Below are 23,753 nucleotides of genomic sequence, written 5' to 3'. Positions count from 1 at the left end.
TTCGCAATTGATACATAGACTTGTTCGCCTTATATTCCGCCGCCTCAAATCCTTGGGGAGGGGAATCACCATGTCACGCCAACAACCACAATTACCGCTGGGTTCACCACGCCTGCTGGCGTCTGCAATTGGCGTGGCGATCACCGCCGGCTCCGCAGCCCATATGGCTTTTGCCGCTGAAAATACCGAGAAGAAAGCCGCCGGCAATGCCATTTCCCTGGACGCCACCAGCATCACCGGCGAAGCCCAGGACCAGACCTCCTACCAGGTCGAGAAAGCCTCGTCGCAAAAGTACACCGCTCCGCTGGTCAACACCCCGCGCTCGGTCACCGTGGTGCCCCAGCAAGTGCTCAAGGACACCGCCGCCACCTCGTTGCAGGACGCGCTGCGCACCGTGCCGGGCATTACCTTCGGCGCCGGTGAAGGCGGCAACCCGCAGGGCGACCGTCCGTTCATCCGCGGCTTCGACGCCCAGGGCGACACTTACCTCGACGGCGTGCGCGATACCGGCGGCCAGACCCGCGAAATCTTCGACATCGAGTCGATCGAAGTCAGCAAGGGCCCCAACTCCTCCTTTGGCGGTCGCGGCTCGGCCGGTGGCAGCCTCAACCTGGTGAGCAAGACGCCCAAGCAGCAAGACTTCCTCAACGGCGGCTTCACCTACGGTTCCGACCAGACCCGCCGCTACGTGCTGGACGTGAACCGCCAGTTCCTCGACAGCGCCGCCTTCCGCCTGAACCTGATGAGCCACGAGCAGAACGTGGCCGGTCGCGACGCCGTCAACTACGACCGCTGGGGCGTGGCACCGTCCCTGACCTTCGGCCTGGGCACCCCGACCCGCGTCAACTTCAGCTACTACCACATGGAAAGCGACGACCTGCCGGATTCGGGCATTCCCTACGGCTACAGCTCGGCCACCGCCACGACCCACAAAAACGACAAACCCACCGACGGCGGCGACAGCGACAACTTCTACGGCTTGAAGGACCGTGACTTCCGCAAGACCCGCGCGGACATCAGCACCATCTCCATCGAGCACGACCTGAACGACAACATGACGCTGAAAAACACCCTGCGTCATGGCAACACCGGCCAGGACTACATCCTCACCCAGCCGGACGACAGCAAGCTCAACGTCAACAAGTTCGGCACCGTGTGGCGTCGCGCCAACTCGCGGGTGTCGACCACCGAAACCACCACCAACCAGACCGACCTGTTCGGCGAATTCCAGGCCCTGGGCTTCAAGCACAACTATTCCACGGGCCTTGAGTTCACCGGTGAAGAGACGCGCGTCAGCAGCTACAACATCGCCGGCAATACCGCGAAAGTCTGTAATCCGGGCAGCATCCCGACCTGCACCTCGCTGAGCAACCCGAACCCGAACGACGACTGGACCGGCGCCATCAGCCGCAACTACAACGGCACCAACACCCGTGCCACCAGCCGCGCGGCCTACGTGTTCGACACCATCGAGCTTGATCCGCAATGGCTGCTGAACGTCGGCCTGCGCTACGACACCTTCGACACCGAGGCCAATACCAACGCGGCTTCCGGGCGCACCAAGATCAAGGACGACAGCCAGTTCTGGAACTGGCAGGCCGGCCTGGTGTGGAAACCGGCGGACAACGGCAGCATCTATGCCTCCTACGCCACTTCGGCATCGCCAGCCGGCGGCCTGGTCGGCGAAGGCGCGGACGGCAACCCGCTGTCGGCCGGCGCCAGCGTCAGCGACCTGCAACCGGAAGAAACCGTCAACTACGAGCTGGGCACCAAGTGGGACGTGTTCAACGACCGCCTGTCCCTGACCGCCGCGGTGTTCCGTACCGAAAAGAAAAACACCCGCATCCTGGTCGACGCCCTGACCTACCAGAACGCCGGCGAGTCCCGCGTCGACGGCCTCGAGCTATCGGCCAGCGGCAAGATCACCGACAAGTGGCAAGTCTTCGCCGGCTACAGCTACCTGAAAAGCGAGCTGGTGGACCCTGGCTTCAACGGTCGCAACGGGGTGATCAGCGCCGGTTCGAACAAAGGCAATGAAATGCCGAACACGCCGAAAAACAGCTTCAGCCTGTGGACCACCTATGAAGTGATGCCGAAGCTGACCGTCGGCGGCGGCGCGTTCTATGTCGACGACGTGTATGGCGATGCCGGCAACACCGTGTATGTGCCGTCCTACACCCGCTACGACGCCATGGCCAGCTACAAGCTGAGCAAGAACGTCGACCTGCAGCTGAACGTGCAGAACCTGACCAACGAAACCTACTACGACAAAGCCTACTCGGCGCACTTTGCCAACCAGGCCGCCGGACGTACCGCCTTGTTCACCACCAACTTCCACTTCTGACGGGTTTCACCTGTAGCCGCTGCCGCAGGCTGCGATCGGGGCGCAGCCCCGCAAAGCTGGCGCTGCGGTATGCCTGACCTGTACAGGCGTCGGGTTTGGCGACTCCTGCGTCGGAATGCCGCCCAAGCCGATCGCTGCCTCGCCAGGGCTCGGCAGCGGCTACACGGTGGACCTGTAGCCACTGCCGCAGGGGGCGGATCTCAAGATTGCTGGAGGACCTGCGGTCCTATCGCAGCCTTCGGCAGCGGCTACAAACGCATGAGCCCCACCTGTTTCGGCAAGTGGGGCTTTTGTGCGTAAGAAAGAATGTTTCTCGACAACTCACGGCATAATGCGCGCCGTGGCACAGACTTAAGAACCAACGAGGCGGTCGATGTGTTGAAGAAAACCCTGTTCCAGTTGCACTGGTTTTTCGGCATCAGCGCCGGTCTGGTCCTGGCCTTGATGGGCATTACCGGGGCGACCGTGTCGTTCCAGGACGAAATCCTGCGGGCCCTCAACCCCTCGACGCTGCAGGTGCAAAAGCAGCCGGCCGGGGTCCTGCCGCCCGCCGAGCTGGTGGAAAAAATCCAGGCCGCCTCGGGCAAGACCGTGTCGATGCTCACGGTGGAAGCCGACAGCGGCAACGCCGCCCGCGTGTGGTTCACCCCGCCACCGGGCCAGCGCCGCGGCGAAATGCGCTATTTCGACCCCTACACCGGCGAATTCATGGGCACCGCCCTGGGCCAGGATTTCTTCGGCCTGATGCTGCAACTGCACCGCTTCCTGGCCATGGGCGACAGCGGCCGGCAGATCACCGGCGCCTGCACCCTGATCCTGATTTTCTTCTGCCTGTCCGGCCTGTACCTGCGCTGGCCGCGCCAGGTGGCCAGCTGGCGTGCCTGGCTGACCCTGGACTGGGCGAAAAAAGGCCGCGGCTTCAACTGGGACCTGCACGCCGTGGCCGGTACCTGGTGCCTGCTGTTCTATCTGTTGGCGGCGCTGACCGGCTTGTCCTGGTCCTACGAGTGGTACAACAAGGGCCTGAACAAACTGCTGTCCGACTCGCCGCAAGGCCAGCGCATGAAGAACCGGGGCGCGCCGCCCAAGGGCCCGGCGCCGACCGCCGACTACAACGCCATGTGGCTGGGCATCTACAGCACCGCCGGCAAGGACCTGAGCAGCTACAACATCCGCATGCCCGCGGTGGCCGGTCAGCCGGCGACTGTGTTCTACCTGCTGAAGAACTCGCCCCACGACCGGGCGCTGAACCAGATCACCATCGACCCCAACAGCGGCGCGGTCAGCCGCCATGACCGCTACAGCGACAAGAGCTTCAAGGCGCAGTTGCTGACCAGCATCTATGCCCTGCACGTGGGCAGCTACTTCGGCATCGTCGGGCGCATCCTGGTGACCCTCGCTTCGCTGGCCATGCCGCTGTTCTTCATCACCGGCTGGCTGCTGTACCTGGATCGCCGGCGCAAGAAACGCCAGATCAAGGACGCGCGCCAGGGCCTGAGCGCCAACACCGGCGACGCCTCGGCCTGGCTGATCGGCTTCGCCAGCCAGAGCGGTTTCGCCGAACAACTGGCCTGGCAGACCGCCGGGCAATTGCAGGCCGCGGGCGTGCCGGCCAAGGTCCAGCCGCTGGCCAGCGTCAGCGAGCAGGACCTGCTCAATACCCGCAACGCATTGTTCGTGGTCAGCACCTTCGGCGACGGCGAAGCGCCGGACAGCGCCCGGGGCTTCGAGCGCAAGGTGCTGGGCCGCGCCCTGTCCCTGGGCAACCTCAAATACGCCGTGCTGGGCCTGGGCGACCGGCAATACCCGCACTTCTGCGGCTTTGCCAAGCGCCTGCATGGCTGGCTGGCCGAGCATGGCGGCAACACCCTGTTCGCCCCGGTGGAAGTCGACAGCGGCGACAGCTACGCCCTGCGCCACTGGCAACAACAGCTGGGCCAGTTGATCGGCCAGGCGCCGGTGGACCTGTGGCAGGCCCCCGCCTACGACAACTGGACCCTCAGCCAGCGTGTGCTGCTCAACCCCGACAGCAACGGCTCCGGCGTGTACCTGCTGGGCCTCACCCCACCGCAGCCGAGCAGTTGGCTGGCCGGCGACCTGGTGGAAGTGCTGCCGCGCAACTGCGCATGGGCCATCGAGTTCTTCCTCGACGGCCTGGGCCTGGACGGCAGGGCCACGGTGCAGCTGGACGGCCTCACGGAAACCCTGACCCAGGCCCTGGCCAGCCGCCAGCTCCCGGAAAACCGCGCCCACCTGGTGGGCCTGCACGCCCAGGCGCTGGTCGATGCCCTGGTGCCGCTGGCCATGCGCGAATATTCCATCGCCTCGATTGCCAGCGACGGCCAGCTGGAGTTGCTGGTGCGCCAGGAGCGTCACCCCGACGGCAGCCTGGGCATCGGCTCCGGCTGGCTCACCGAGCACGCGCCGGTCGGCTCCAGCATCAGCCTGCGGGTTCGGCGCAACAGCGGCTTTCACCTGCCGGCCGAGCCTTGCCCGCTGATCCTCTTGGGCAACGGCACCGGCCTGGCCGGTTTGCGCAGCCTGCTGAAAGCGCGCATCGCCGACAGCCAGCAAGACAACTGGCTGATCTTTGGCGAGCGCAATGCCGAGCATGATTTCTACTGCAAGGACGAACTGCAGGAATGGCTGACCGCCGGCGACCTGCGCCGCCTGGACCTGGCCTTCTCCCGCGATCAGGCCGAGAAGATCTACGTCCAGGATCGCCTGCGCCAACAGGCCGAACGCCTCAAGCAATGGCTGGCCGACGGCGCCTCGATCTACATCTGCGGCAGCCTGCAAGGCATGGCCTCGGGCGTGGATCAGGTGCTCGACGAAGTGCTGGGCGCCGAGGTGGTCGAACGGCTGATCGAGCAAGGCCGCTATCGCCGCGACGTGTATTGACCCACTCCACGCTTCTGTAGGAGCGAAGCTTGCTCGCGATAGGCCAAAGGCCGGTAGCGGCCTTGATACCGCCATCGCGGGCAAGCCTCGCTCCTACATGACTACGCCGGCTGTAACTTGCGCTCGAACACCGCCACCCCGTCCAGGTCCCGCAGCGTCACCTTCAACTCACCGCCCTGCCCTTCGATCTGCACCTCGCCGAAGAACTGGAACCCGGCGAACGGCGAGGTGTTCTGCACCGCTGGCGCCTTCTGGAACACCACCTCGGGGCCGAAGGTCCGGTCCAGCGCGTTGGGCCCGAAACTGCCGGCATTCAAAGGCCCGGCGACAAATTCCCAGAACGGTTCGAAATCCTGGAACGCCGCGCGATCCGGGTGGTAATGGTGCGCCGCGCAGTAGTGCACGTCCGCCGTCAGCCACACGTGGTTGCGCACCTTGTGCTTGCGCAGGAACGCCAGCAACTCGGCGATCTCCAGCTCGCGGCCCTGGGCCGGGCCCGGGTCGCCGTTGGCAATCGCCTCCCAGCGCGGCACGCCGGGGCTGACCTCGCCGTCCGGCACGGCGAGGCCGATGGGCATGTCGGCCGCCACCACCTTCCACTGCGCGCGGGAATGCTTGAGCCCCTGCTTGAGCCAGTCCAGCTGTTCGCGGCCGAGGAACGGCTTGGCCGCGCCGAGGTTGTCGTCGTTGCCGCCGCGATAGCTGCGCATGTCCAGCACGAACACATCCAGCAGCGGCCCGTAGCTCAGCTTGCGGTAGATCCGCCCGCCCTGGTCGGCGCTCTGCAAGCGCATCGGCGCATATTCCAGCCAAGCCTGCCGCGCGCGCCCCACCAGGGTGTGGATATCTTTGTTGATGTAGCGCTCATCCAGCACCTTGCTCGGCGACCAGTTGTTGACCACCTCATGGTCGTCCCACTGCCAGATCTGCGGCACCTCGGCGTTGAAGCGCCGCACGTTCTCGTCCAGCAGGTTGTAGCGGTAGTTGCCGCGGTATTCGTCGAGGGTCTCGGCGACCTTGCTCTTGGCCTCGGTGGTGATATTGCGCCACACCCGGCCATTCTCGGCGGTCAGCTGCGCCGGCACCGGGCCGTCGGCATAAATGGTGTCGCCGCTGTGGATAAAAAAGTCCGGCAGGCGCCGGCGCATGGCCTCGTAGATACGCATGCCGCCAATGTCCGGGTTGATGCCGAAACCTTGGCCGACGGTGTCGCCGCTCCACACAAAACGGATATCGCGGCGGGTCTGCGGCACGCTGCGCAAATGGCCGAACCAGGGCTTGCTGCGCACGCCGGTCTGCGCATCCTCGAAATACACCCGATAAAAAATCGCCTGATCGGTGGGCAACCCGCCCAGCTCGACGCGCGCAGTGAAGTCGGTGCGGGCATCGGCCAGGGGTGAGACAAACTTGCGCGGGTTGCTGAACAGGCTGCGGGTGTCCCACTCCACCACCATCCGCGCCGGCCGGTCGGTACGGCTCCAGACCATCGCCCGGTCACCCAGCAAATCGCCGGACTGCACGCCATCGACCATCTTCGGCCGGTCCTTGGGCGAAGCGATCACCGCCGGCGCCAACCCCGGCAACAACAACCCCGCCCCCGCCACCTGAATCAAACGCCGCCGACCGAGAGTGAAATCGCCCATCGTGGATCCCTCCAACCCAAAGTGAAAAAGCAACCTTAGCCAGCGGCGATGAACTCCGTATGACACGCCCCAAAGATGGCACGCCCTGTAGCCGCTGCCGAGCCCGCGAGGCTGCGATAGGACCGAAGGTCCTCCTGCGGTCTCAAGACCTTTGCGTCCGCTGCGCGGCCGATCGCAGCCTCGCGGGCTCGGCAGCGGCTACAGCGTTCAGGGTCCGGGGTTCAGGCCTGCGTTGGCGGGCGGCTGCCGTCGAGCAAGGCGTCCACCACGCCTCGTGCCATTTCCACGTTATGGATCAGCGACCAGATCAGCCCACGCTCCACGCCGCTGGCCCGCTCGGTGATCTCATCGGACACCTCCTCGGCCGCCTTGAGCAGGATCGAAACGTGAAGCAACGCCTCCTCGGCGCTGATGCCTTCACGCACGCAAAACAACGAGTCATCGCCCACCGCACGCTCTACGGTGGGCCCCAATGATTGCAGGAAAACCACCTCTGCCGAACCGTTGGCCAATGAATGCAGGACCGCTTTATTGGTCAGCTCATGCTCTGGATTGCGACGTGCGGAAGAGAGAGAAACGGGGGGATCGGGGACGAGCTTTTTCATGATGTGGCTCCTTGACATGAAGCCACCACCTATCGCTGCTAGACGATGAGAAAGGTGGCGGCTGTACGCGGGCTAGCAGACCGGGTCAAGGAAACCGGCGCGCCCGAAGGCGCTCCCACGCACAGCCGCCATAACAAGGCACTGCAAATAGAAAATGCAGGGCTGATGTGCGGCTTGCGGCTTGACCTGGGCTGCTAGACCCGATCACCGAAAAGTCAGTGACGAACCCGAGGCTAGATAGCGCAGTTACCAGACGCAAGCGGCCCGGAGTTTCTCGGAAAAGCCTTACAAAAGAAAGCGAAGAACCTCACTTTCAGACAGCCCCTTACACGACAAAACCCGCCCCAAAGATGCGCACAATCCCTGTAGCCGCTGCCGCAGGCTGCGATAGGACCGAAGGTCCTCCAGCGCTCTCAAGACCCTGCGGCCGCTTCGCGGCCGATCGCAGCCTCGCAGGCTCGGCAGCGGCTACAGGGTTTAGCGCCGACCGGTAGGTCGCGCATGGCGTAGCGTTGGCTTTGGCTTTGGCTTTGGCTTTGGCTTTTGATCTTGATCCACCCGCCCCATCGGGAGGCCGAGTGGAGGCGTTCATCAGGGGGATGGCGCGCAGCGCCCCTCGACGCAGTCGAGGACATCGTATGGAGGTTGAAGCGAAGCCAACCGGAGTCGATGCCCCCTGAGGGACGCCGGAGCGAGGGAACCTGAGCGCAGCGAAGGCCGTACGCAGGGGCAAGCCCTTTTGGTTACTTTTACGGCGTTTGGTAAAAGTGACCCGCCGTAAGGGCGGAACCCTAAGCGGCCGTGACCGCAGGAATGGATATGTACCCCGTCCGAAAAATGCAGCGCCAGAACGGGCGCCATCGCGGGCAAGCCTCGCTCCTACGGAGGCTGACAAAACGTCCCCCCCCATAAGTGGCCGTGACCGCAGCAACGGATATGTACACCATCCAAAAAAATGCAGCGCCAGAACCGGCGCCATCGCGGGCAAGCCTCGCTCCTACGGAAACGAAGCTTGCCCGCCTGAGGCACTCAGGCCTTGGCCGGCTCCAGCGCCATCTCAACCGCCTCAGGGCGCTTGACCACCGCATACACCAGCGCCGTCACCAGACTCCCCGCCACAATCGCCAGCAAATACAACAACGCATGGTTGATCGCATTCGGGATCAGCATCACAAACAACCCACCGTGGGGCGCCATCAGTTTGCAGCCGAAATACATCGACAACGCCCCGGTCAGCGCGCCGCCGGCGATGCTCGCCGGGATCACCCGCAACGGGTCCTTGGCGGCGAACGGAATCGCCCCTTCGGAGATAAAGCACAGCCCCAGCACCAGCGCCGCCTTGCCGGCTTCACGTTCGCTCTGGGCAAACTTGCGCCGAGCGATAAAGGTCGCGATCCCGAGGCCAATCGGCGGCACCATGCCGGCGGCCATGGTCGCCGCCATCGGTGCATAACTCTGCGACGCCAGCAGCCCCACGGAGAAGGCATAGGCCGCCTTGTTGATCGGCCCGCCCAGGTCGACGCACATCATGCCGCCGAGCAATACGCCGAGCAGGATGGCGTTGGTGGTGCCCATGCTGTCGAGGAAGTGGGTCAGGCCGGCGAGCATTCCCGCCACCGGCTTGCCGACCACGTAGATCATCACCAGGCCGGTGAACAGGCTGGCCAGCAACGGGATGATCAGGATCGGCTTCAACGCCTCCAGGCTTTGCGGCAAGCGCGCGTATTTGCTGATGGCCTTGGCCGCATAGCCGGCGATAAAACCGGCGATGATCCCGCCGATAAAGCCCGCGCCCAGGGTGCTGGCGAGCATGCCACCGATCATCCCCGGCGCCAGGCCCGGGCGGTCGGCGATCGAATAGGCGATGTAGCCGGCGAGCAGCGGCACCATCAGCTTGAACGCGGTGTCGCCGCCGATCTGCATCAGGGCGGCGGCCAGCGTGCCCTCCTCCTTGAACGCGGTGATGCCGAAGACGAAGGACAGGGCGATCATCAAGCCCCCCGCCACCACCATCGGCAGCATGAACGACACGCCGGTCAGCAGGTGCTTGTAGACCCCGGTTTTCTCCTGCTTGGTCGGCGCCGCGCCAGCACCCGCCGCTGCCGATTCCACCTGGCCTTCGGCCAGGGCCTTGTTCAGGGTCGCCTCCGATTGCTTGAGGGCGATGCCGGTGCCGCAGCGGTAGATCTTTTTGCCGGCGAAGCGCTCGGTGGGCACCTCGATGTCCGCCGCCAGCAGCACCACGTCCGCCGCGGCGATGGCTTCGGCGCTCAACGGGTTGCGCGCGCCGACCGAGCCCTGGGTTTCCACTTGCAGCTCGTAACCCAGGCGCTTGGCGGTCTGCTGCAAGGCCTCGGCCGCCATGAAAGTGTGGGCCACACCGGTCGGGCAGGCGGTGACCGCCACCAGCCGGGGCGCATTCTTGCTGGCCGGGGCCGGCTCGGCCACGGCGTCGGTCGCGACATACACCTGGGCCTCCTCGGCGCCACGGCGCAGCACGCCGTCGACGTCCTGCAGGGCCACGGCTGGCGAACTCTGGAACACCCGCTTGCCGACAAAACGCGACATGTCCAGCGGCCCGGTGCTGACCACCAGCACCCACTCGGCCGCTTCGAGGGTGGCGGCCGACAATTGCCGTTCGGGATGCGCCTCGTCATGCACTTCGACGCTGGTGCTCCAACCCTGGCGCTGGGCCGCGGCGTCCAGCAACCGGGCGCACAGCACACTGGTGACCATGCCGTTCGGGCAGGCGGTAACAATGGCTAACTTCATGACCAACCCTCTTATTGTTCTATGAGGGGATGAACGCGCACCCCCTGTTCAAGCTGTGCCAGCTGCGCGGCATCGGTGATGCCGAAACCGATCTGGGTCACGGCCATGGCGGCGATGGCCGTGGCGGTGCGCAGGGTCTGTTCGAAACCATGGGCGCTGAGCAGGCCATGGAGCATGCCGGCCAGCAGCGAGTCGCCGGCGCCGACGGTGCTGGCCACGCTGACCTTGGGCGGCAGCGCCTGCAAGGCCGGCGCGGCACTGAACCAGTTCACGCCTTCGGCGCCGTGGGAAATCACCAGGTGCTCGACGCCCTGGGCGTGCAGGCGCCGGGCGGCTGCGGCCTGGGTCGCCAGCGACAGCAGCGGGCAGTCCAGGGCCTCGGCCAACTCTTCGGTGTTCGGCTTGACCAGCCAGGGCCCGGCGGCCAGGCCGGCGCGCAGGGCTTCGCCGCTGGTGTCCAGCGCCACCTTGAGCCCCAGCGCCTTGAGGCGCGTGAGTAAGGCTTGCAGCCATTGCGGGCTGACGCCGCGCGGCAGGCTGCCGGCCACCACCACGGCGTCATGCCCCGGGGCGATCCGTTCCAGGCATTCGAGCAGCGCCTGCTGCGCCGCCGCGTCGACCTCCGGGCCCGGGCCATTGAGGTCGGTGATGCGCCCATCCTGTTCGGCCAGCTTGATGTTACTGCGGGTTTCCCCCGGCACGCGGACAAAGGCGTCGACAAACCCACGGCGGGCGAACAACGCCTCGAATGCCTGGGGGTTGTCTGCGCCGAGAAAACCGCTGACGGTCAGCTGGTGGCCAAGGTCGGCCAGCACCTGGGCCACGTTCACGCCCTTGCCAGCGGCGTGAGTGTGCATGGCTTCGCTGCGGTTGACCTGCCCCGGTTCCAGGCGCGTCAGCTGGACGGTGAGGTCCAGCGCCGGGTTCAGGGTCAGGGTAAGAATCTTTGCCATTACATGGCCTCCACAAGGGCGCGCACATCGTTCGCGCTGCCGACGGCCAGGGCCTGTTTAGCAAGGGTTTGCGCCTGGGTCAGGCTGAGTTCGCGAATGCGCGCCTTGACCTCGGCAATGCTGCGTCCGGAGACGCTCAATTCGTCCACACCCAGGCCGACCAGCACCGGCACCGCCAGCGGATCGGCCGCCAGCTCGCCGCACACGCCGACCCACTTGCCGTGGGCATGGGCCGCGCGCACGGTGATGTCGATCAGTTGCAGCACCGCCGGGTGCAGGCCGTCGGCCTGGGCCGACAGGGTCGGGTGACCGCGGTCGATGGCCAGGGTGTATTGGGTCAGGTCGTTGGTGCCGACGCTGAAGAAGTCCACTTCCTTGGCCAGCACCGGCGCCAGCAAGGCGGCGGACGGCACTTCGATCATGATCCCCAGTTGCAGGTCGGCCACCGGGATCTCCAGGCGCAGGCGCTCGGTCATCTCGCGGGCGGCGCGCCATTCGTCGACGCTGCCGACCATGGGAAACATGATCCGCAGCGGGCGGTTGTCCGCCGAACGCAGCAGCGCGCGCAGCTGGGCTTCCATGATCAGCGGGCGTTGCAGGGTCAGGCGGATGCCGCGCACGCCGAGGAAGGGGTTTTCTTCCTTGGCGATCGGCCAGTACGGCAGCGGCTTGTCACCGCCCACATCCAGGGTGCGCACCACCAGCGGCCGCCCGGCCAGGCCATCGAGCACGCGGCGGTATTCGGCTTCCTGGGTGGCTTCGTCCGGCGCTTGCGGGTGGGCCATGAAAATCAGTTCGGTACGCAGCAGGCCGATGCCTTCGGCGCCGTTTTCCACGGCGCTGGCGACCCCGGCGCTTTCACCGATATTGGCAAAGACTTCGACATGATGGCCGTCGGTGGTATGCGCCAGTTGATGGCGTTGCTCGGCGGCGGCCTTGAGCCGTTGCTCGCGGGTATCGCGCTCTTCGGTGGCCCGTTGCAGGGTGCTGGCATCGGCGTCCACATGCAGGCGACCGCGCTGGCCATCGAGCAGCAGCGGTGTGCCCGGCTTGAGCAGCAGCACGCCAGCCCCGGCGCCGACCAGCGCCGGAATCCCCAGGGCGCGGGCGACGATCGCGCTGTGGGCGGTGGCGCCGCCACGGGCGGTGAGAATGCCGGCCACCCGCGCCGGATCCAGGCGCGCCACGTCCGAGGGACCGACTTCATCCATCACCAGGATGTAGGGCTCATCCGGCTCGACCGGGGTCTGCACCCCGCACAGCTGGGCCAGCACCCGCCGGCCGATGTCCCGCAGGTCGGCGGCGCGCTCGGCCAGCAGGGCGTCGTGCAAGGCTTCCTGCTGTTTCGCGGCGGCTTCGATCACCGACATCCAGGCCGCCGCGGCGCTTTCGCCCTGCTTGAGGCGGGTGTCGACTTCGTCGGTCAGTTCCGGGTCGTCGAGCATTTCCTGGTGGGTGACGAAGATTTCGCGAATGGCCTTGGCCTTGCTGCGCTGGATCAGGCCGTCGATGTCCTGGCGCACTTCGGCCAGGGCCTGTTGCAGGCGCTCGCGCTCGATGGCGGTGGACTCGCCGCGCAACGGGTAGTCGAACGGCTGGATTACCTGAATATGCGCCGGGCCGATGGCGATGCCGGGAGCCGCCGCAATGGCCTGGACCAGGCTGCCGGAAGCCGGCGCGCTGATGGGCACTTCGATTTCTTCCGGCACCTCCTGGGGCGCGCTGGCTTCTGGAACCGGCTCGACCTCTTCCCCCAACCCTTCGGCGATGGCCGCCAGCAAGGCTGGCAAGGCGTCGGCGGCGATACTTGGCTCGGCAATCAGCTCCAGGGTCTGGCCACGGCGGGCGCCGAGGCTCAGCAATTTGCTCAGGCTCTTCACCGAGACGGCGGAGCCCGGTGTGTCAACGATGCGAACGCGAACCTCGCCGTCGAAGCTTTTCGCCAACTGCGCGAGGATTTTCGCCGGGCGCGCATGCAGGCCGTGGGCGTTGGCCAGCACGATGCGCGCGCTCGGCCAGTCGGCCGGCAGCTCGCCGCCGAGCACTTCCAGCACCGCGCGGCTGCTGGTGGCCCGGCCCAGTTCATGGCCGCGGCCTTCGATCAACAGCGCGCACAGGCGCTCCAGCAGGGCCTGGTGGGCCTCGCCCAGGCTGGCCAGGCAGAACAGCCCGGCCAGGGGCTGGCCGAGGTAACGAATAGGTTTGTCGGGGGTGACGAAGGCCAGGCCCGGGCGCTTGACGGTCTGCTCGCTGTGCAGCCACCACAGGCCATCGCCCAGGGGCAGCGCCTCGACCTGTTGCAGCACGGCGGCAAAACCGTTGCTGACGCAGTCGGCCTGGCGCAGCAACCGTGCGCCGCGCCATACCAGTTCTTCGAAATCTTCGGCGGCCACGCTCAGGCCGATCATCTGGGCATCCAGCGCCAGTTCCTGCGGCGCGCCTTGCAGCAGTTTCAGCAAGGCTTCGGGCGAGCTGGCGCGGCGCAGGGCCTGGCCCAGGTCGGTTTCGCCGAGGGCGCGGGTCAAGAGTTGCAGCAGGCGCAGGTGTTCGTCGGATTTGGCGGCGATGCCGATCGCCAGGTAGACGATCTGGCCATCGCCCCAGTCCACGCCTTCGGGAAATTGCAGCAGGCGCACGCCAGTGGCGAACACCTGGTCGCGGGTTTCCGGGGTACCGTGGGGAATGGCAATACCTTGACCGAGAAAGGTCGAGCCCTGGGCTTCACGGGCCTGCAGGCCCGCCAGATAACCCTCGGCGACCAGGCCGTCGGCCACCAGTTTGTCGGCGAGCAGGTGCAGTGCAGCGGACTTATCCACAGCCGACTGGCCCATGGATATCTGCTCAATAGTGAGCTCGAGCATGCTTTCTCCTATTTAGCGCCGGGGGCGCTAGGTATTGTTTTGAGTGAATCAGTTAGGCGGCTTTAATGCCACAAACGGGACCGCTGGCTTGGCAAGGCTCGATTCCCGATTGCTTATTCACCTAGAAAATACGCGTGCTGAAACGTTTAATCTAGAATATTGGGCACGTTACTCGATAATCGATCATCCTTGAAGTCCTACCTGTCGGCTGCTGTTGCGACATTGGTCGCCTGCCTATATCGGTTAGGATTGGCGAAAATGTCGGGGCAAGCTCCAGAAAACAAGGAAAACCCGGGTTGAAACTCAGTGATATCGCCAGACTGGCCGGTGTGTCCGTCACCACCGCCAGCTACGTCATCAACGGCAAGGCCGAACAGCAACGCATCAGCAACGCGACCGTCGAACGAGTCCGGGCGGTGGTCGAGGAACATGGCTTCACGCCCAACCCTCAGGCCGCCGGGCTGCGCAGCCGGCGTACCCGGACCCTGGGTTTCATCCTGCCGGACCTGGAAAACCCCAGCTACGCGCGCATCGCCAAGTTGCTGGAACAAGGCGCGCGCGCCCATGGCTACCAGCTACTGATCGCCAGCTCCGACGACGCCCCGGACAGCGAGCGGCAATTGCTGCAACTGTTCCGCGCACGCCGCTGCGATGCGCTGTTCGTCGCCAGTTGCCTACCGCCCGAAGATGACACCTATCGCCTGTTGCAGGCCCACGGCCTGCCGATCATCGCCATCGACCGGGTGATGGAGCCGGAGTTTTTCTGCTCGGTGATCAGCGACGATCAACAAGCCAGCCTGCAATTGACCCGCAGCCTGCTGCAGCCCCAGCCGCGGCAAATCGCCCTGATCGGCGCCCGCCCCGAGCTGGGCATCAGCCGCGAACGCGCCGCCGGCTTCAAGCAGGCGCTGGAAGGTTTCGACGGCCAGGTGCTGATCGAACAAGGTGAAGCCTTCAGCCGCGACTGCGGTCGCCAACTGATGGAAGCGTTGCTCGAGCGCCTGGGCCATCTGCCGGATGCCCTGGTGACCACTTCCTATGTGCTGCTGCAAGGGGTGTTCGACGCGCTGCACGACTTCCCGCTCAAGTCGCGGCCGCTGCGCCTGGGCACCTTCGGCGATACCCAGCTGCTGGACTTTTTGCCGCTGCCGGTCAATGCCATGGCCCAGCAGCACCAGCTGATTGCCGACAAGGCCCTGCAACTGGCCCTGGCCGCCATTGAGGAAGCCCATTACCAGCCCGGCGTGAACGCCATCGCCCGGACCTTCAAGCAGCGCATTCACGAGGCGTGAACGTGGAGCTGATCGACAGCCACACCCATCTGGATTTTCCGGATTTCGACGCCGATCGTCAGGCAGTGCTGGCCACCAGCCGCAGCCTGGGCGTGCGAAGGATGGTGGTGCTGGGGGTTTATCAGCGCAATTGGCAGCGGCTCTGGGAGCTGGTGCAAAGCGATGCGCAGCTGTATGCCGCTTTCGGCCTGCACCCGGTTTATCTCGACGAGCACCAGCCGGCCGATCTGCTCGAGCTGGGCGACTGGCTGAGCCGCCTGGCGGGCCATCCGCAGCTGTGCGCGGTGGGTGAAATCGGCCTGGATTATTTTATCGAACAGCTGGACCGCCAGCGCCAGCAGCAGCTGTTCGAAGCGCAACTGCAACTGGCCGCGGACTTTCAGCTGCCGGCGCTGCTCCACGTGCGGCGCAGCCATGCCGCGGTGATTGCCACCCTCAAGCGCTTCAAGCTCAAGCGAGCCGGCATCATCCATGCCTTCGCCGGCAGCCGCGAGGAGGCCCGCGAATACCTCAAGCTGGGGTTCAAGCTGGGCCTGGGCGGTGCGGCGACCTGGCCGCAGGCGCTGCGCCTGCGCAAGGTCATCGCCGGCTTGCCGCTGGACGCGGTGGTGCTGGAAACCGACTCGCCGGACATGGCGCCCGCCATGTACCCCGGCCAGCGCAACAGCCCGCAGCACCTGCCCGATATCTGCGCGGCCCTGGCCGAGCTCATGGCCATCAGCCCCGAACAACTGGCCGCGGCCAGCACGGCCAATGCCTGCGAGTTGTTCGGCTGGCCGCAACGCGCCTGAATCAGACCCGGAAGGCGCTGATCAACTGCTTCAACTGCACCACCTGCGCGGACAACTGGCGGCTGGCGTTTTCGGTCTGGTACGCGCCTTCGGCGGTGCGCTCGCCGGCGCGGTTGATCTCGACGATGTTCTGATCGATGTCGTGGGCCACCGCGGTCTGCTGTTCCACCGCCGCGGCGATCTGCTGGTTCTGGTCGACGATCATGCCCACCGCCCCGAGGATGTTCTCCAGCGCCTGCTGGACTTTCTCCGACTGCCCGACCGTGCCATTGGCCATCGCGTGGCTGACGCCCATGGCCTTGACCGCCGCGCCCACGCCACCGTGGAGCTTGACGATCATCTGCTCGATTTCCTCGGTCGATTGCTGGGTGCGCTTGGCCAGGGTCCGCACTTCGTCGGCCACCACCGCGAAGCCGCGCCCCTGCTCGCCGGCACGGGCCGCTTCGATGGCGGCGTTGAGCGCCAGCAGGTTGGTCTGTTCGGCGATGCTCTTGATGACTTCCAGCACCCGGCTGATGGCCTGGCTATCGCTGGCCAGCTGATTGATCACCAGCACCGATTGGTCGATCTCGCTAGCCAGTTGGGCGATGCTGCCTTGCTGGGACTCCACCAGCCCGCGCCCGCTTATCGTCTCGTCGTTGACGCTGTGGGCGCTGCTGACGGCCGCCGCGGCGCTGCGCGCGACTTCCTGGGAAGTGGCGGACATCTGGTTCATCGCCGTCGCCACCTGCTCGATCTGGCTGCGCTGCCCGGCCACCGCCTGGTTGCTCTGGGCCGACACGGCTTCCACCTGCCCGGCCTGGCGCTCGACCTCGCCCACGGTCTTGCCCACCAGTTCGATCAGGTCGTGGATCTTCGCCACAGTGCCGTTGAATACCGTGCCCAGCTCCCCCAGTTCGTCGCGGCTCTGGGCATTGAAGGTGACGGTCATGTCGCCGGCCGCCACCTTGTCCATCATCGCCCCCAGGCGCTTGAGGGTGGTGCGGGTCGAGACGTAGAACGCGCCGTAGAGATAGAAAATCAGCACAAACACCGTCGCCAGCGCCACCACCAGCAGCACCATGTGCGTACGGTTCTGCCCCAGCCGCTGTTGCAGCTCTTCACCGAGAAACTCCAGGGTCGCCTCGTTGAGCTGGTAGGTCTGCGCCATCAGCCCGCTGACCTGGTCATAAAAGCCCTGCCACGGCGCATCCAGGGTCTCGGCCATCACCACCTGCTCTTCGAACATCTCGCTGGCTTGCTTGAGGCTGCCCTTGCTGGCACTGGCCAGGGCGTCAAGCGCACCCTGGGCAGCCTTGCTCGAGCCCAGGGCATCCTGCAGCTTGAGGCCGTATTCGGCCTGGAGTTTCTCGATCTGCACCAGCAGCTCGTCGAAACGGGTGCTGGCCGACGAATTGAGAAAACCCTGGCCCAGGGAATAGGCGCCCATCGCCCGCCCTTCGCCGAGAATCTGCGTGACCTGCGGGGTGACGCTGGTGAGCAGTTCGCTCAACTGCCGTACATCGCTCTGGGTGTCACGGCTCAGGCCGGATTGGCTGGCGATGATCTGGCTGAAAATCTGCGCGCTGCCCAGCAGCTTGCCGATCAGCGCACTTTTGCTTTGCAGCGAGCTTTCCGCCTGCTGCGCCTTGAAGGCGGCAATCATTTCGTCGCGCTTGCCGTCGAACACCCCGATCTGCTCCGGGTCCACGGTGACGGCGACCAACCCTTGCAGGCGTTCGAGCACGGACTTTTCCAGGGCGACAATCTTGCTCTCGATATCCCCGGCCTTGCCGGACTGCCCCAACGTCGCGTTGATCTGCACCATGTTGTTCAGGGTTTCCAGGTCCCGGCGCAAGGTCAGGCTGCTGCCCAGCAGGTTCAGGCTTTGCAGCTCGACCTGGGTCCCTTGGAATTCACGGTAGGAATCGCGCACCAGATAAAAATTGGTGACCAGCATCGGCAGGAAAAACAGCACGCTGATCAAGCTGAACTTCATGCCGAAGCTCAGGCGGTTCATCAGGGCAATGGCGGGATAGAGCAAGCTCTTCACAAGAGGTCTCCCTTTTTGCTTTTATTTTTATTGGCAGGTACGCGAAGAAAGCAGATAGCCACTATTCCGGCGCTGCTTCTGTATAGCTCAAATCGGCAAAAGGGTTTGTAACTTAAGGTTAACCGCGCGGATGGCGGACAGAAGGAAGGCGTTCACTACGCCGGCGAAGCCAGGAAGGCTCGCCAGCGCTTATTCGCGGCAGTGTTCGGGTGCCGTCAGGGCAGCACCGTCCACAGGGCGAAACCGGCATACCAGAGCACCGCGGCCCGCAGCAGCAACTCCCAGATCCGGTCCAGGCTGAGAATGCCGTCCGGCCCGGTGATCGGCGCGGGGATTTCCGCGGCGACCAGGCCGACTTTTTCCACCAGTTGCGCGGCACTGATGTTCCAGTTCAGCAGCTCGTGGAGCATCACCCGGCTGACCGCGACGAAGTTGCCGACCAGGGCGAAGCTGGCCGCCAACAGGCGTACCGGCAACCAGTCGAAGGCATGCCGCAACTGCCCGGCGCGCTCGGCGACCGCCGGGTTCTTGCTGTGCTCGGCGGCCAGCGCCAGCAGGCGATAACTCAGCGCCGCCACCGGCCCCAGCAGGAAGTACCAGAAGATCACCGCGAAAAAGCTCTGGTAGGCCTGCCACAGCAGATGCCCCTGGACCTGCTCGAGCAATTGCTCGCCGTTGTCGGCACAGATGTCCAGGTCGCGCTTGGCGACATGCGCCGCGGCTTGCAGGTCTTCACGGCGCCAGGCATCGCGAAACGGCCCGAGGCCGCCCAGCAGGTCGCCGCGCCCCAGGCTGTAGATCACCACCAGCAGATGCACCGGCAATGCCAGCAGGCCATAGGCCAGCGGTTCCAGAAGCAGCAACAGCAAACCCAAGACCGCTACCGGCAGCAGTATCAGCAGGCCCAGCACCCACCAGGGATGCTTGGCCAGGCGTGGGCTGGCCTCGCGCCGGAACAGTTGGTGCAGCCACGGCTCGTCATGCTGAACGCGCTGGCGCAAGGCCGAGAATTTCTCGATCCATACCGCCAGCAACAACACCAGAAAACTCATTGTCCTTCCCCTTCGTTCAGGGCCGCGCGATAGCGTACCCAGTCGAATCCGGGCCCCGGGTCGGTCTTGCGCCCCGGAGCGATATCGCTGTGCCCACAAATCCTCTGTGGCGTGATGGCCTTGAAGGCCTGCTGCAACTGCCGGGTCAAGGCAATCAGCGCGTCATACTGGGCATCGGTGAACGGCAGCTCATCGGTGCCCTCCAGCTCGATCCCCAGGGAAAAGTCATTGCAGCTTTCGCGCCCGTCGAACTTTGACACGCCGGCATGCCAGGCGCGGTCCAGACAGGAGACAAACTGAGTGACGGTTCCGTCACGTTCGATCAGGAAATGCGCGGACACGCGCAGGTCGGCGATCCCGGCAAAATAAGGATGCTCTGTGACATCGAGACGGTTCTGGAAGAATTCCTGCACTTTGCCCGTTGCGAACTGCGCCGGCGGCAGGCTGATGTTGTGGATCACCAGCAGGGAGATTTCATCCGCGGGGCGCGCATTGAAATTGGGTGACGGGCAATGGCGAACGCCGTGACACCAGCCGCTTGCGGGGTCCAACTGCATACCGATTCCTTCAACAAAGCCTGTGACGGCTCAGTATGCCGCGTTCCACGCCCAGGTTGCGATCACTTGCCGCGATTGAGTCGCTGCAAACTGCCGATCACCGATTCCAGCGCCCGGTCGAACAGCAAGGTGTCGTCCAGCTCGCGCACGGCGCCGCGCTGAAACTCCAGGGCCAGGCCGACCCGGGTGCGCTCCAGGACCTTCATGCCGGTGCGGTTGACGAAAATGTACTTGTCGCCGGGCTGGACAATGGCCGCCAGCTTGCAGCGCACGCTGTTGTCTTCGTCCTCGAGGAATTCGACCCAGGCCCCCTGCCGCAGCTGCTCGACCCGCAGCAACCCGGGATGGTTGGCCGCCAGCGCCAGGGGTGCCGCTTGCAGCGGGCCCTCTTCGGCGCTGGGCAGGATGATTTCCTCCTCGACCGCGACCATCGCCGGCTGCTCGCCCGCCAAGCCCGGCCGAGGCTGCCCGGGGCCTTGCCCGAAACGCTCGAATACTTGCAGGTGCAAGGCTTCCAGCTGGCTGAAGAATTCGCTGGTGGCGAATGGATCGAACGCCGCGCCGTTCAAACCGTCGCGCAGCGCCTTGAGCAGGTCGGGCACCAGCGCCAGCAGTTGCATGGCCGCTTGCGGATCGGTGTGGCGCTGCACGCTCCAGATCAGTTGTTCCATGGTCCGCAGCCCCTCGCGCCATTCGCTGGAGTGCTCGCCATGCTTGAGGCAGGCCAGCAGCAGGACCTTGCTCCAGGCCTGTTGCACGAACTCGACCACCGTCAGCGGCAGGACCTTGCCCAGCAGCCCGTCGTTCAACGCCTGCTCGACGCGACGGCGCGCCAGCTCGGCCTTGGCCCGGCCCTCTTCGGCGTCGCGGGTGCGCTGCTCCAGCAGCTCGCTGCGGCGCCGCTCGTCGCTGGTGAAGGCGAGAAACTCGGCGAGCAGCTCGGAAAAGATCGCCGGGTCGTCGACGAAATCGCTCAACAACCGCTGCACCACCTGTTCGATGCGCAGGTACAGGCTGTCGCGCTGATAGTCGTCGCAACTGCCCCAGCCCATGGCCGCCGCCGCGATCTCGTTGAGCAGGCGCCGGGCGGGATGGCTGCTGCGGCTGAAGAAGCTTTTGTCCAGCACCGCGACCTTGAGCATGGGGATTTGCAAACGGCCGATCAGGGTCTTCAAGGATTCCGGCAGGTTGCGGTCGGCCAGGATGAATTCGAAGAGCATGGCCACCAGGTTGATCACATCCTCGTCGGCCACCCCGACCACCCGCGACTTGCCGCTTTTCACGCTGACCCGCGTCAGCAGCTGTTCCAGCTGGTTGCGCAGGTCGAAATCCTCCTGGGTGCTGGCCGGCACGTAGTGCTGCAGGTGAGACAGCAGGCGCAGCAGGTCACGGGTTGAAATGGGCTGGGTTTCGGCACTCGCCTCCAGGGTGGGCACCACACTGCCACGGACATGCAGCAACAGCTCCTGCAAGGCGGCGAACACTTCCTGAACGCTTTCGTCCATCTGCGCCACGCCGGGCTCGGGCGTGGCCTGGATGTTCGCGGCCGCCTGGTCGATGGCCCGGCGGGCCGGTGCCGGCTTCAGATCGGGCAATACGCCAGTGGCGGCCAATAGCTGATTGGCTTCGGCGTACAGCTGGTCGGCCTCGCTGAGCACATAACGCTCGAACAGCTTGAGAACGATCAGCTTGACCTTGATCCCCACCCCCAGGCTGCGCCCGGCCTCGAGGAAATACTCGCAGAGCATGGCCGGGCCCAACGGGTTGCTGCGGTCGTCCAGGCGCTTGCCCAGCAGTGCGCTCAGCCGCGCGGTGAGCTGGCCAAGGGCAAAACCGTCACGGTTGCCGGCCTTGGTGACCATGGCTTCGAGGGCCACGGTGCGCTCCAGGTCATCCTGGCAGGTATCGGCGGGTGGGACGTAGGCGACGGCCTGAGCGATCGCCGGCGCGGGGTCGTACTGGGCCAGGCCGACAAAGGCCTCGCAGAGTTTTTCCAGGAAGCCGCGTTCGATGCTTTTGCGTTTCAGGCGCAGGTCGCGCATGGCTTCGAAAAAGGTGTTCTGGTCGACATTGTTCTGGGCCCGGTCGGCCATCTCGAACAAGGTGTCGTCGGCGTTATCGAACAGTTCCTGCAGGCCATGGCGCAGTTGCTGGGCGGCCTTGTCACGAACCTGAAGCAGAATTACAGGCAGGCGGGCGAGCGGCGAAGCGTTCGCCTGATCCGTAGCCGCCTTGTGCAAAGGCACTACATTCCCGTCGTTGTGCATCCAAGCCTCCTGAAAGGTATTTCTTTGCCGCGCCATGCAGGTCATGACGCGACGACGCTCACAGTCGAATCCCAGCGGGCATTGATGACGCGCCACTGCATTTTCAAGTATCGGGGGGAGCCAGCGACGTCAAAGCTATGACGTCAATTAGAAGTCGGATTATCTGGCAAAAGCCCCTTCTTGTGCCAGCAGACTCTGCTCGGGCGTTGAAACAGCCCTTATCCAGCGACCGCGCTGTTTCACCAAAGGCTCATGCCAGGCGACCAAATGCAGGGACTGGAGAGTGGCCGCCTTGGGTTCGCTTGCGCCATGGCCCTATAATCGGGCCACTTTGTTTGTGGAGCCCGTTATGCCGAATCTACGCCTCGCCGACCTGACCGCCGAAATCGAAGCCAACGTGCGCCGTGCGTTGCTGGAAGACATCGGCAGCGGCGATATCACCGCGCAATTGATCCCGGCCGAACGCCTGGCCAAAGCCACTATCATCACCCGCGAAGCCGCGGTCATCAGTGGCACGGCCTGGGTCGACGCGGTGTTCCGCCAGCTCGACCCGCGGGTTGCCGTGCATTGGCAGGTGCGCGACGGCGAGCGCGTCAGCCCCAACCAGATCCTGTTCCACCTCGAAGGCCCCGCCCGCTCGCTGCTCAGCGGCGAACGCTGCGCCCTGAACTTCCTGCAGTTGCTATCCGGCGTGGCCACCCGCGCGCAGTATTACGCCGACTTCGTCGCTGATACCCAGGTCAAGCTGCTGGATACCCGCAAGACCCTGCCGGGGCTGCGCCTGGCGCAGAAGTACGCGGTGACCTGCGGTGGCTGCCATAACCACCGCATCGGCCTGTACGACGCCTTCCTGATCAAGGAAAACCATATTGCCGCGTGCGGCGGCATCGCCCAGGCGATCAGCGCCGCCCACAAGATCGCTCCGGGCAAGCCGGTGGAAGTCGAAGTGGAAAGCCTGGAAGAACTCAAGGAGGCCCTGGCGGCGGGCGCGGACATCATCATGCTCGACGAGCTGAGCCTGGACGACATGCGCGAAGCGGTTCGCCTGAATGCCGGCAAGGCCAGGCTGGAAGCCAGCGGCGGGATCAATGAAAGCACCTTGCGCCCGATCGCCGAGACCGGTGTCGATTACATTTCGATCGGCGCAATGACCAAGGATGTGAAGGCGGTCGACCTGTCGATGCGCTTGAGCCTCTGAGGCTTTACGCAACGCCGCAAAGCAAAACGCCAGCCTGTGAAAGGCTGGCGTTTTTGCATCAATCGTCGATTTCGTTGAGCTCCAGGTAGTCCTGAAGGTCCATGCCCAGGGCCTCGGCGACTTCCTGGTGAACCTCCAGGCGCATGGCCTTGAGCTCCTCGGGCGACTCGGCGATCAATTCCAGCACAAGCTCCCACGGCTCGATGCCGCGCGACTCGGCTTCGTCCTCGAACGCCCACTGGGCCTGCTGCTTTTGCTCCTGCGGGCTCAGGGCGCTGATCTCTTCCTGCAAGGAAGGCGTGGCAGCCAGGTACTTTTCCAGGGCTACGTCAATTCTGGCTTCTTTAGGAATCATCTCGTTCTCTCTGATCATGGGAATGGAAGATGGATCTGGATCGTTGGGATCTCTTTGCCGCAAAAAAACGCTGTAAAAGCCGATTTATCTGGCCGTGAACCATTCGGGATCATCTGAAAACCATTCAGAC

Annotated in this window: 15 protein-coding genes; 5 read left to right on the top strand and 10 right to left on the bottom strand. The window is 64.9% G+C overall.

Features of this window, described 5'->3' with window-relative positions:
• The first annotated feature begins 70 nt into the window (after positions 1–70).
• The gene (locus BLV20_RS18350; RefSeq protein ID WP_092303832.1) at positions 71–2,344 is read left to right on the top strand and encodes a TonB-dependent receptor; all 2,274 of its coding nucleotides are present in this window, start codon (positions 71–73) and stop codon (positions 2,342–2,344) included.
• A gap of 375 nt (positions 2,345–2,719) precedes the next feature.
• Positions 2,720–5,245: a PepSY domain-containing protein gene (locus BLV20_RS18345; RefSeq protein WP_092303830.1), complete on the top strand. Its 2,526-nt coding sequence runs from the start codon at positions 2,720–2,722 to the stop codon at positions 5,243–5,245.
• A gap of 101 nt (positions 5,246–5,346) precedes the next feature.
• On the opposite strand, the gene BLV20_RS18340 is transcribed toward BLV20_RS18345, so the two are convergent.
• The 5 genes from BLV20_RS18340 to ptsP form a co-directional block, all read right to left on the bottom strand.
• Entirely contained in the window at positions 5,347–6,888 is a 1,542-nt protein-coding gene (locus tag BLV20_RS18340; RefSeq protein ID WP_092303828.1) for an alkaline phosphatase D family protein, read from the bottom strand.
• A 221-nt stretch (positions 6,889–7,109) separates the two neighbouring features.
• Complete coding sequence (locus tag BLV20_RS18335) at positions 7,110–7,493, bottom strand: hypothetical protein (RefSeq protein ID WP_092303826.1); 384 nt, start codon at positions 7,491–7,493, stop codon at positions 7,110–7,112.
• 1,029 nt (positions 7,494–8,522) lie between these two features.
• Entirely contained in the window at positions 8,523–10,265 is a 1,743-nt protein-coding gene (locus BLV20_RS18330; protein WP_092303824.1) for a PTS fructose-like transporter subunit IIB, read from the bottom strand.
• A gap of 11 nt (positions 10,266–10,276) precedes the next feature.
• Positions 10,277–11,218, bottom strand: coding sequence for a 1-phosphofructokinase (pfkB, locus tag BLV20_RS18325; RefSeq protein ID WP_092303822.1), 942 nt, complete (start codon positions 11,216–11,218; stop codon positions 10,277–10,279).
• Positions 11,218–14,079, bottom strand: coding sequence for a phosphoenolpyruvate--protein phosphotransferase (gene ptsP / locus BLV20_RS18320; protein ID WP_092303820.1), 2,862 nt, complete (start codon positions 14,077–14,079; stop codon positions 11,218–11,220). Before ptsP ends, pfkB begins: the two co-directional genes overlap by 1 nt.
• A 296-nt stretch (positions 14,080–14,375) precedes the next feature.
• Between ptsP and cra the strand changes: the two genes are divergently transcribed.
• On the top strand, positions 14,376–15,371 hold the full coding sequence (gene cra / locus BLV20_RS18315) for a catabolite repressor/activator (protein ID WP_092303818.1): 996 nt from the start codon (positions 14,376–14,378) through the stop codon (positions 15,369–15,371).
• Positions 15,372–15,373: 2 nt separating this feature from the next.
• Positions 15,374–16,162, top strand: coding sequence for a TatD family hydrolase (locus BLV20_RS18310; protein WP_092303816.1), 789 nt, complete (start codon positions 15,374–15,376; stop codon positions 16,160–16,162).
• Between the two features lies 1 nt (position 16,163).
• On the opposite strand, the gene BLV20_RS32100 is transcribed toward BLV20_RS18310, so the two are convergent.
• From BLV20_RS32100 to BLV20_RS18290, 4 genes are all read right to left on the bottom strand, one after another.
• Entirely contained in the window at positions 16,164–16,868 is a 705-nt protein-coding gene (locus tag BLV20_RS32100; RefSeq protein ID WP_371914327.1) for a methyl-accepting chemotaxis protein, read from the bottom strand.
• A gap of 1,541 nt (positions 16,869–18,409) precedes the next feature.
• Positions 18,410–19,246 carry a regulatory signaling modulator protein AmpE gene (gene ampE / locus BLV20_RS18300; protein ID WP_092303812.1) on the bottom strand — a complete coding sequence of 279 codons (837 nt, stop codon included), beginning with the start codon at positions 19,244–19,246 and terminating at the stop codon, positions 18,410–18,412.
• Positions 19,243–19,803, bottom strand: a complete 561-nt coding sequence (ampD, locus tag BLV20_RS18295) for a 1,6-anhydro-N-acetylmuramyl-L-alanine amidase AmpD (protein WP_092303810.1) — start codon at positions 19,801–19,803, stop codon at positions 19,243–19,245. Before ampD ends, ampE begins: the two co-directional genes overlap by 4 nt.
• A gap of 62 nt (positions 19,804–19,865) precedes the next feature.
• Positions 19,866–22,070 carry a DUF1631 domain-containing protein gene (locus BLV20_RS18290; protein WP_092303808.1) on the bottom strand — a complete coding sequence of 735 codons (2,205 nt, stop codon included), beginning with the start codon at positions 22,068–22,070 and terminating at the stop codon, positions 19,866–19,868.
• 349 nt (positions 22,071–22,419) lie between these two features.
• Here BLV20_RS18290 and nadC point away from each other — a divergent pair, with 349 nt between their 5' ends.
• Complete coding sequence (gene nadC / locus BLV20_RS18285; RefSeq protein ID WP_092303806.1) at positions 22,420–23,268, top strand: carboxylating nicotinate-nucleotide diphosphorylase; 849 nt, start codon at positions 22,420–22,422, stop codon at positions 23,266–23,268.
• Between the two features lie 58 nt (positions 23,269–23,326).
• Here nadC and BLV20_RS18280 read toward each other — a convergent pair whose 3' ends face one another.
• A complete protein-coding gene (locus BLV20_RS18280) occupies positions 23,327–23,623 on the bottom strand; it encodes a DUF6388 family protein (RefSeq protein WP_037005092.1) in 297 nt (98 codons plus the stop codon).
• Positions 23,624–23,753: the final 130 nt, after the last annotated feature.

The sequence above is a fragment of the Pseudomonas sp. NFIX28 genome (assembly GCF_900107395.1).
Taxonomy (GTDB): Bacteria; Pseudomonadota; Gammaproteobacteria; order Pseudomonadales; family Pseudomonadaceae; genus Aquipseudomonas.
Note: the sequence above shows the minus strand (reverse complement) of the source record. Positions and strands in the feature narration are given on the sequence as shown.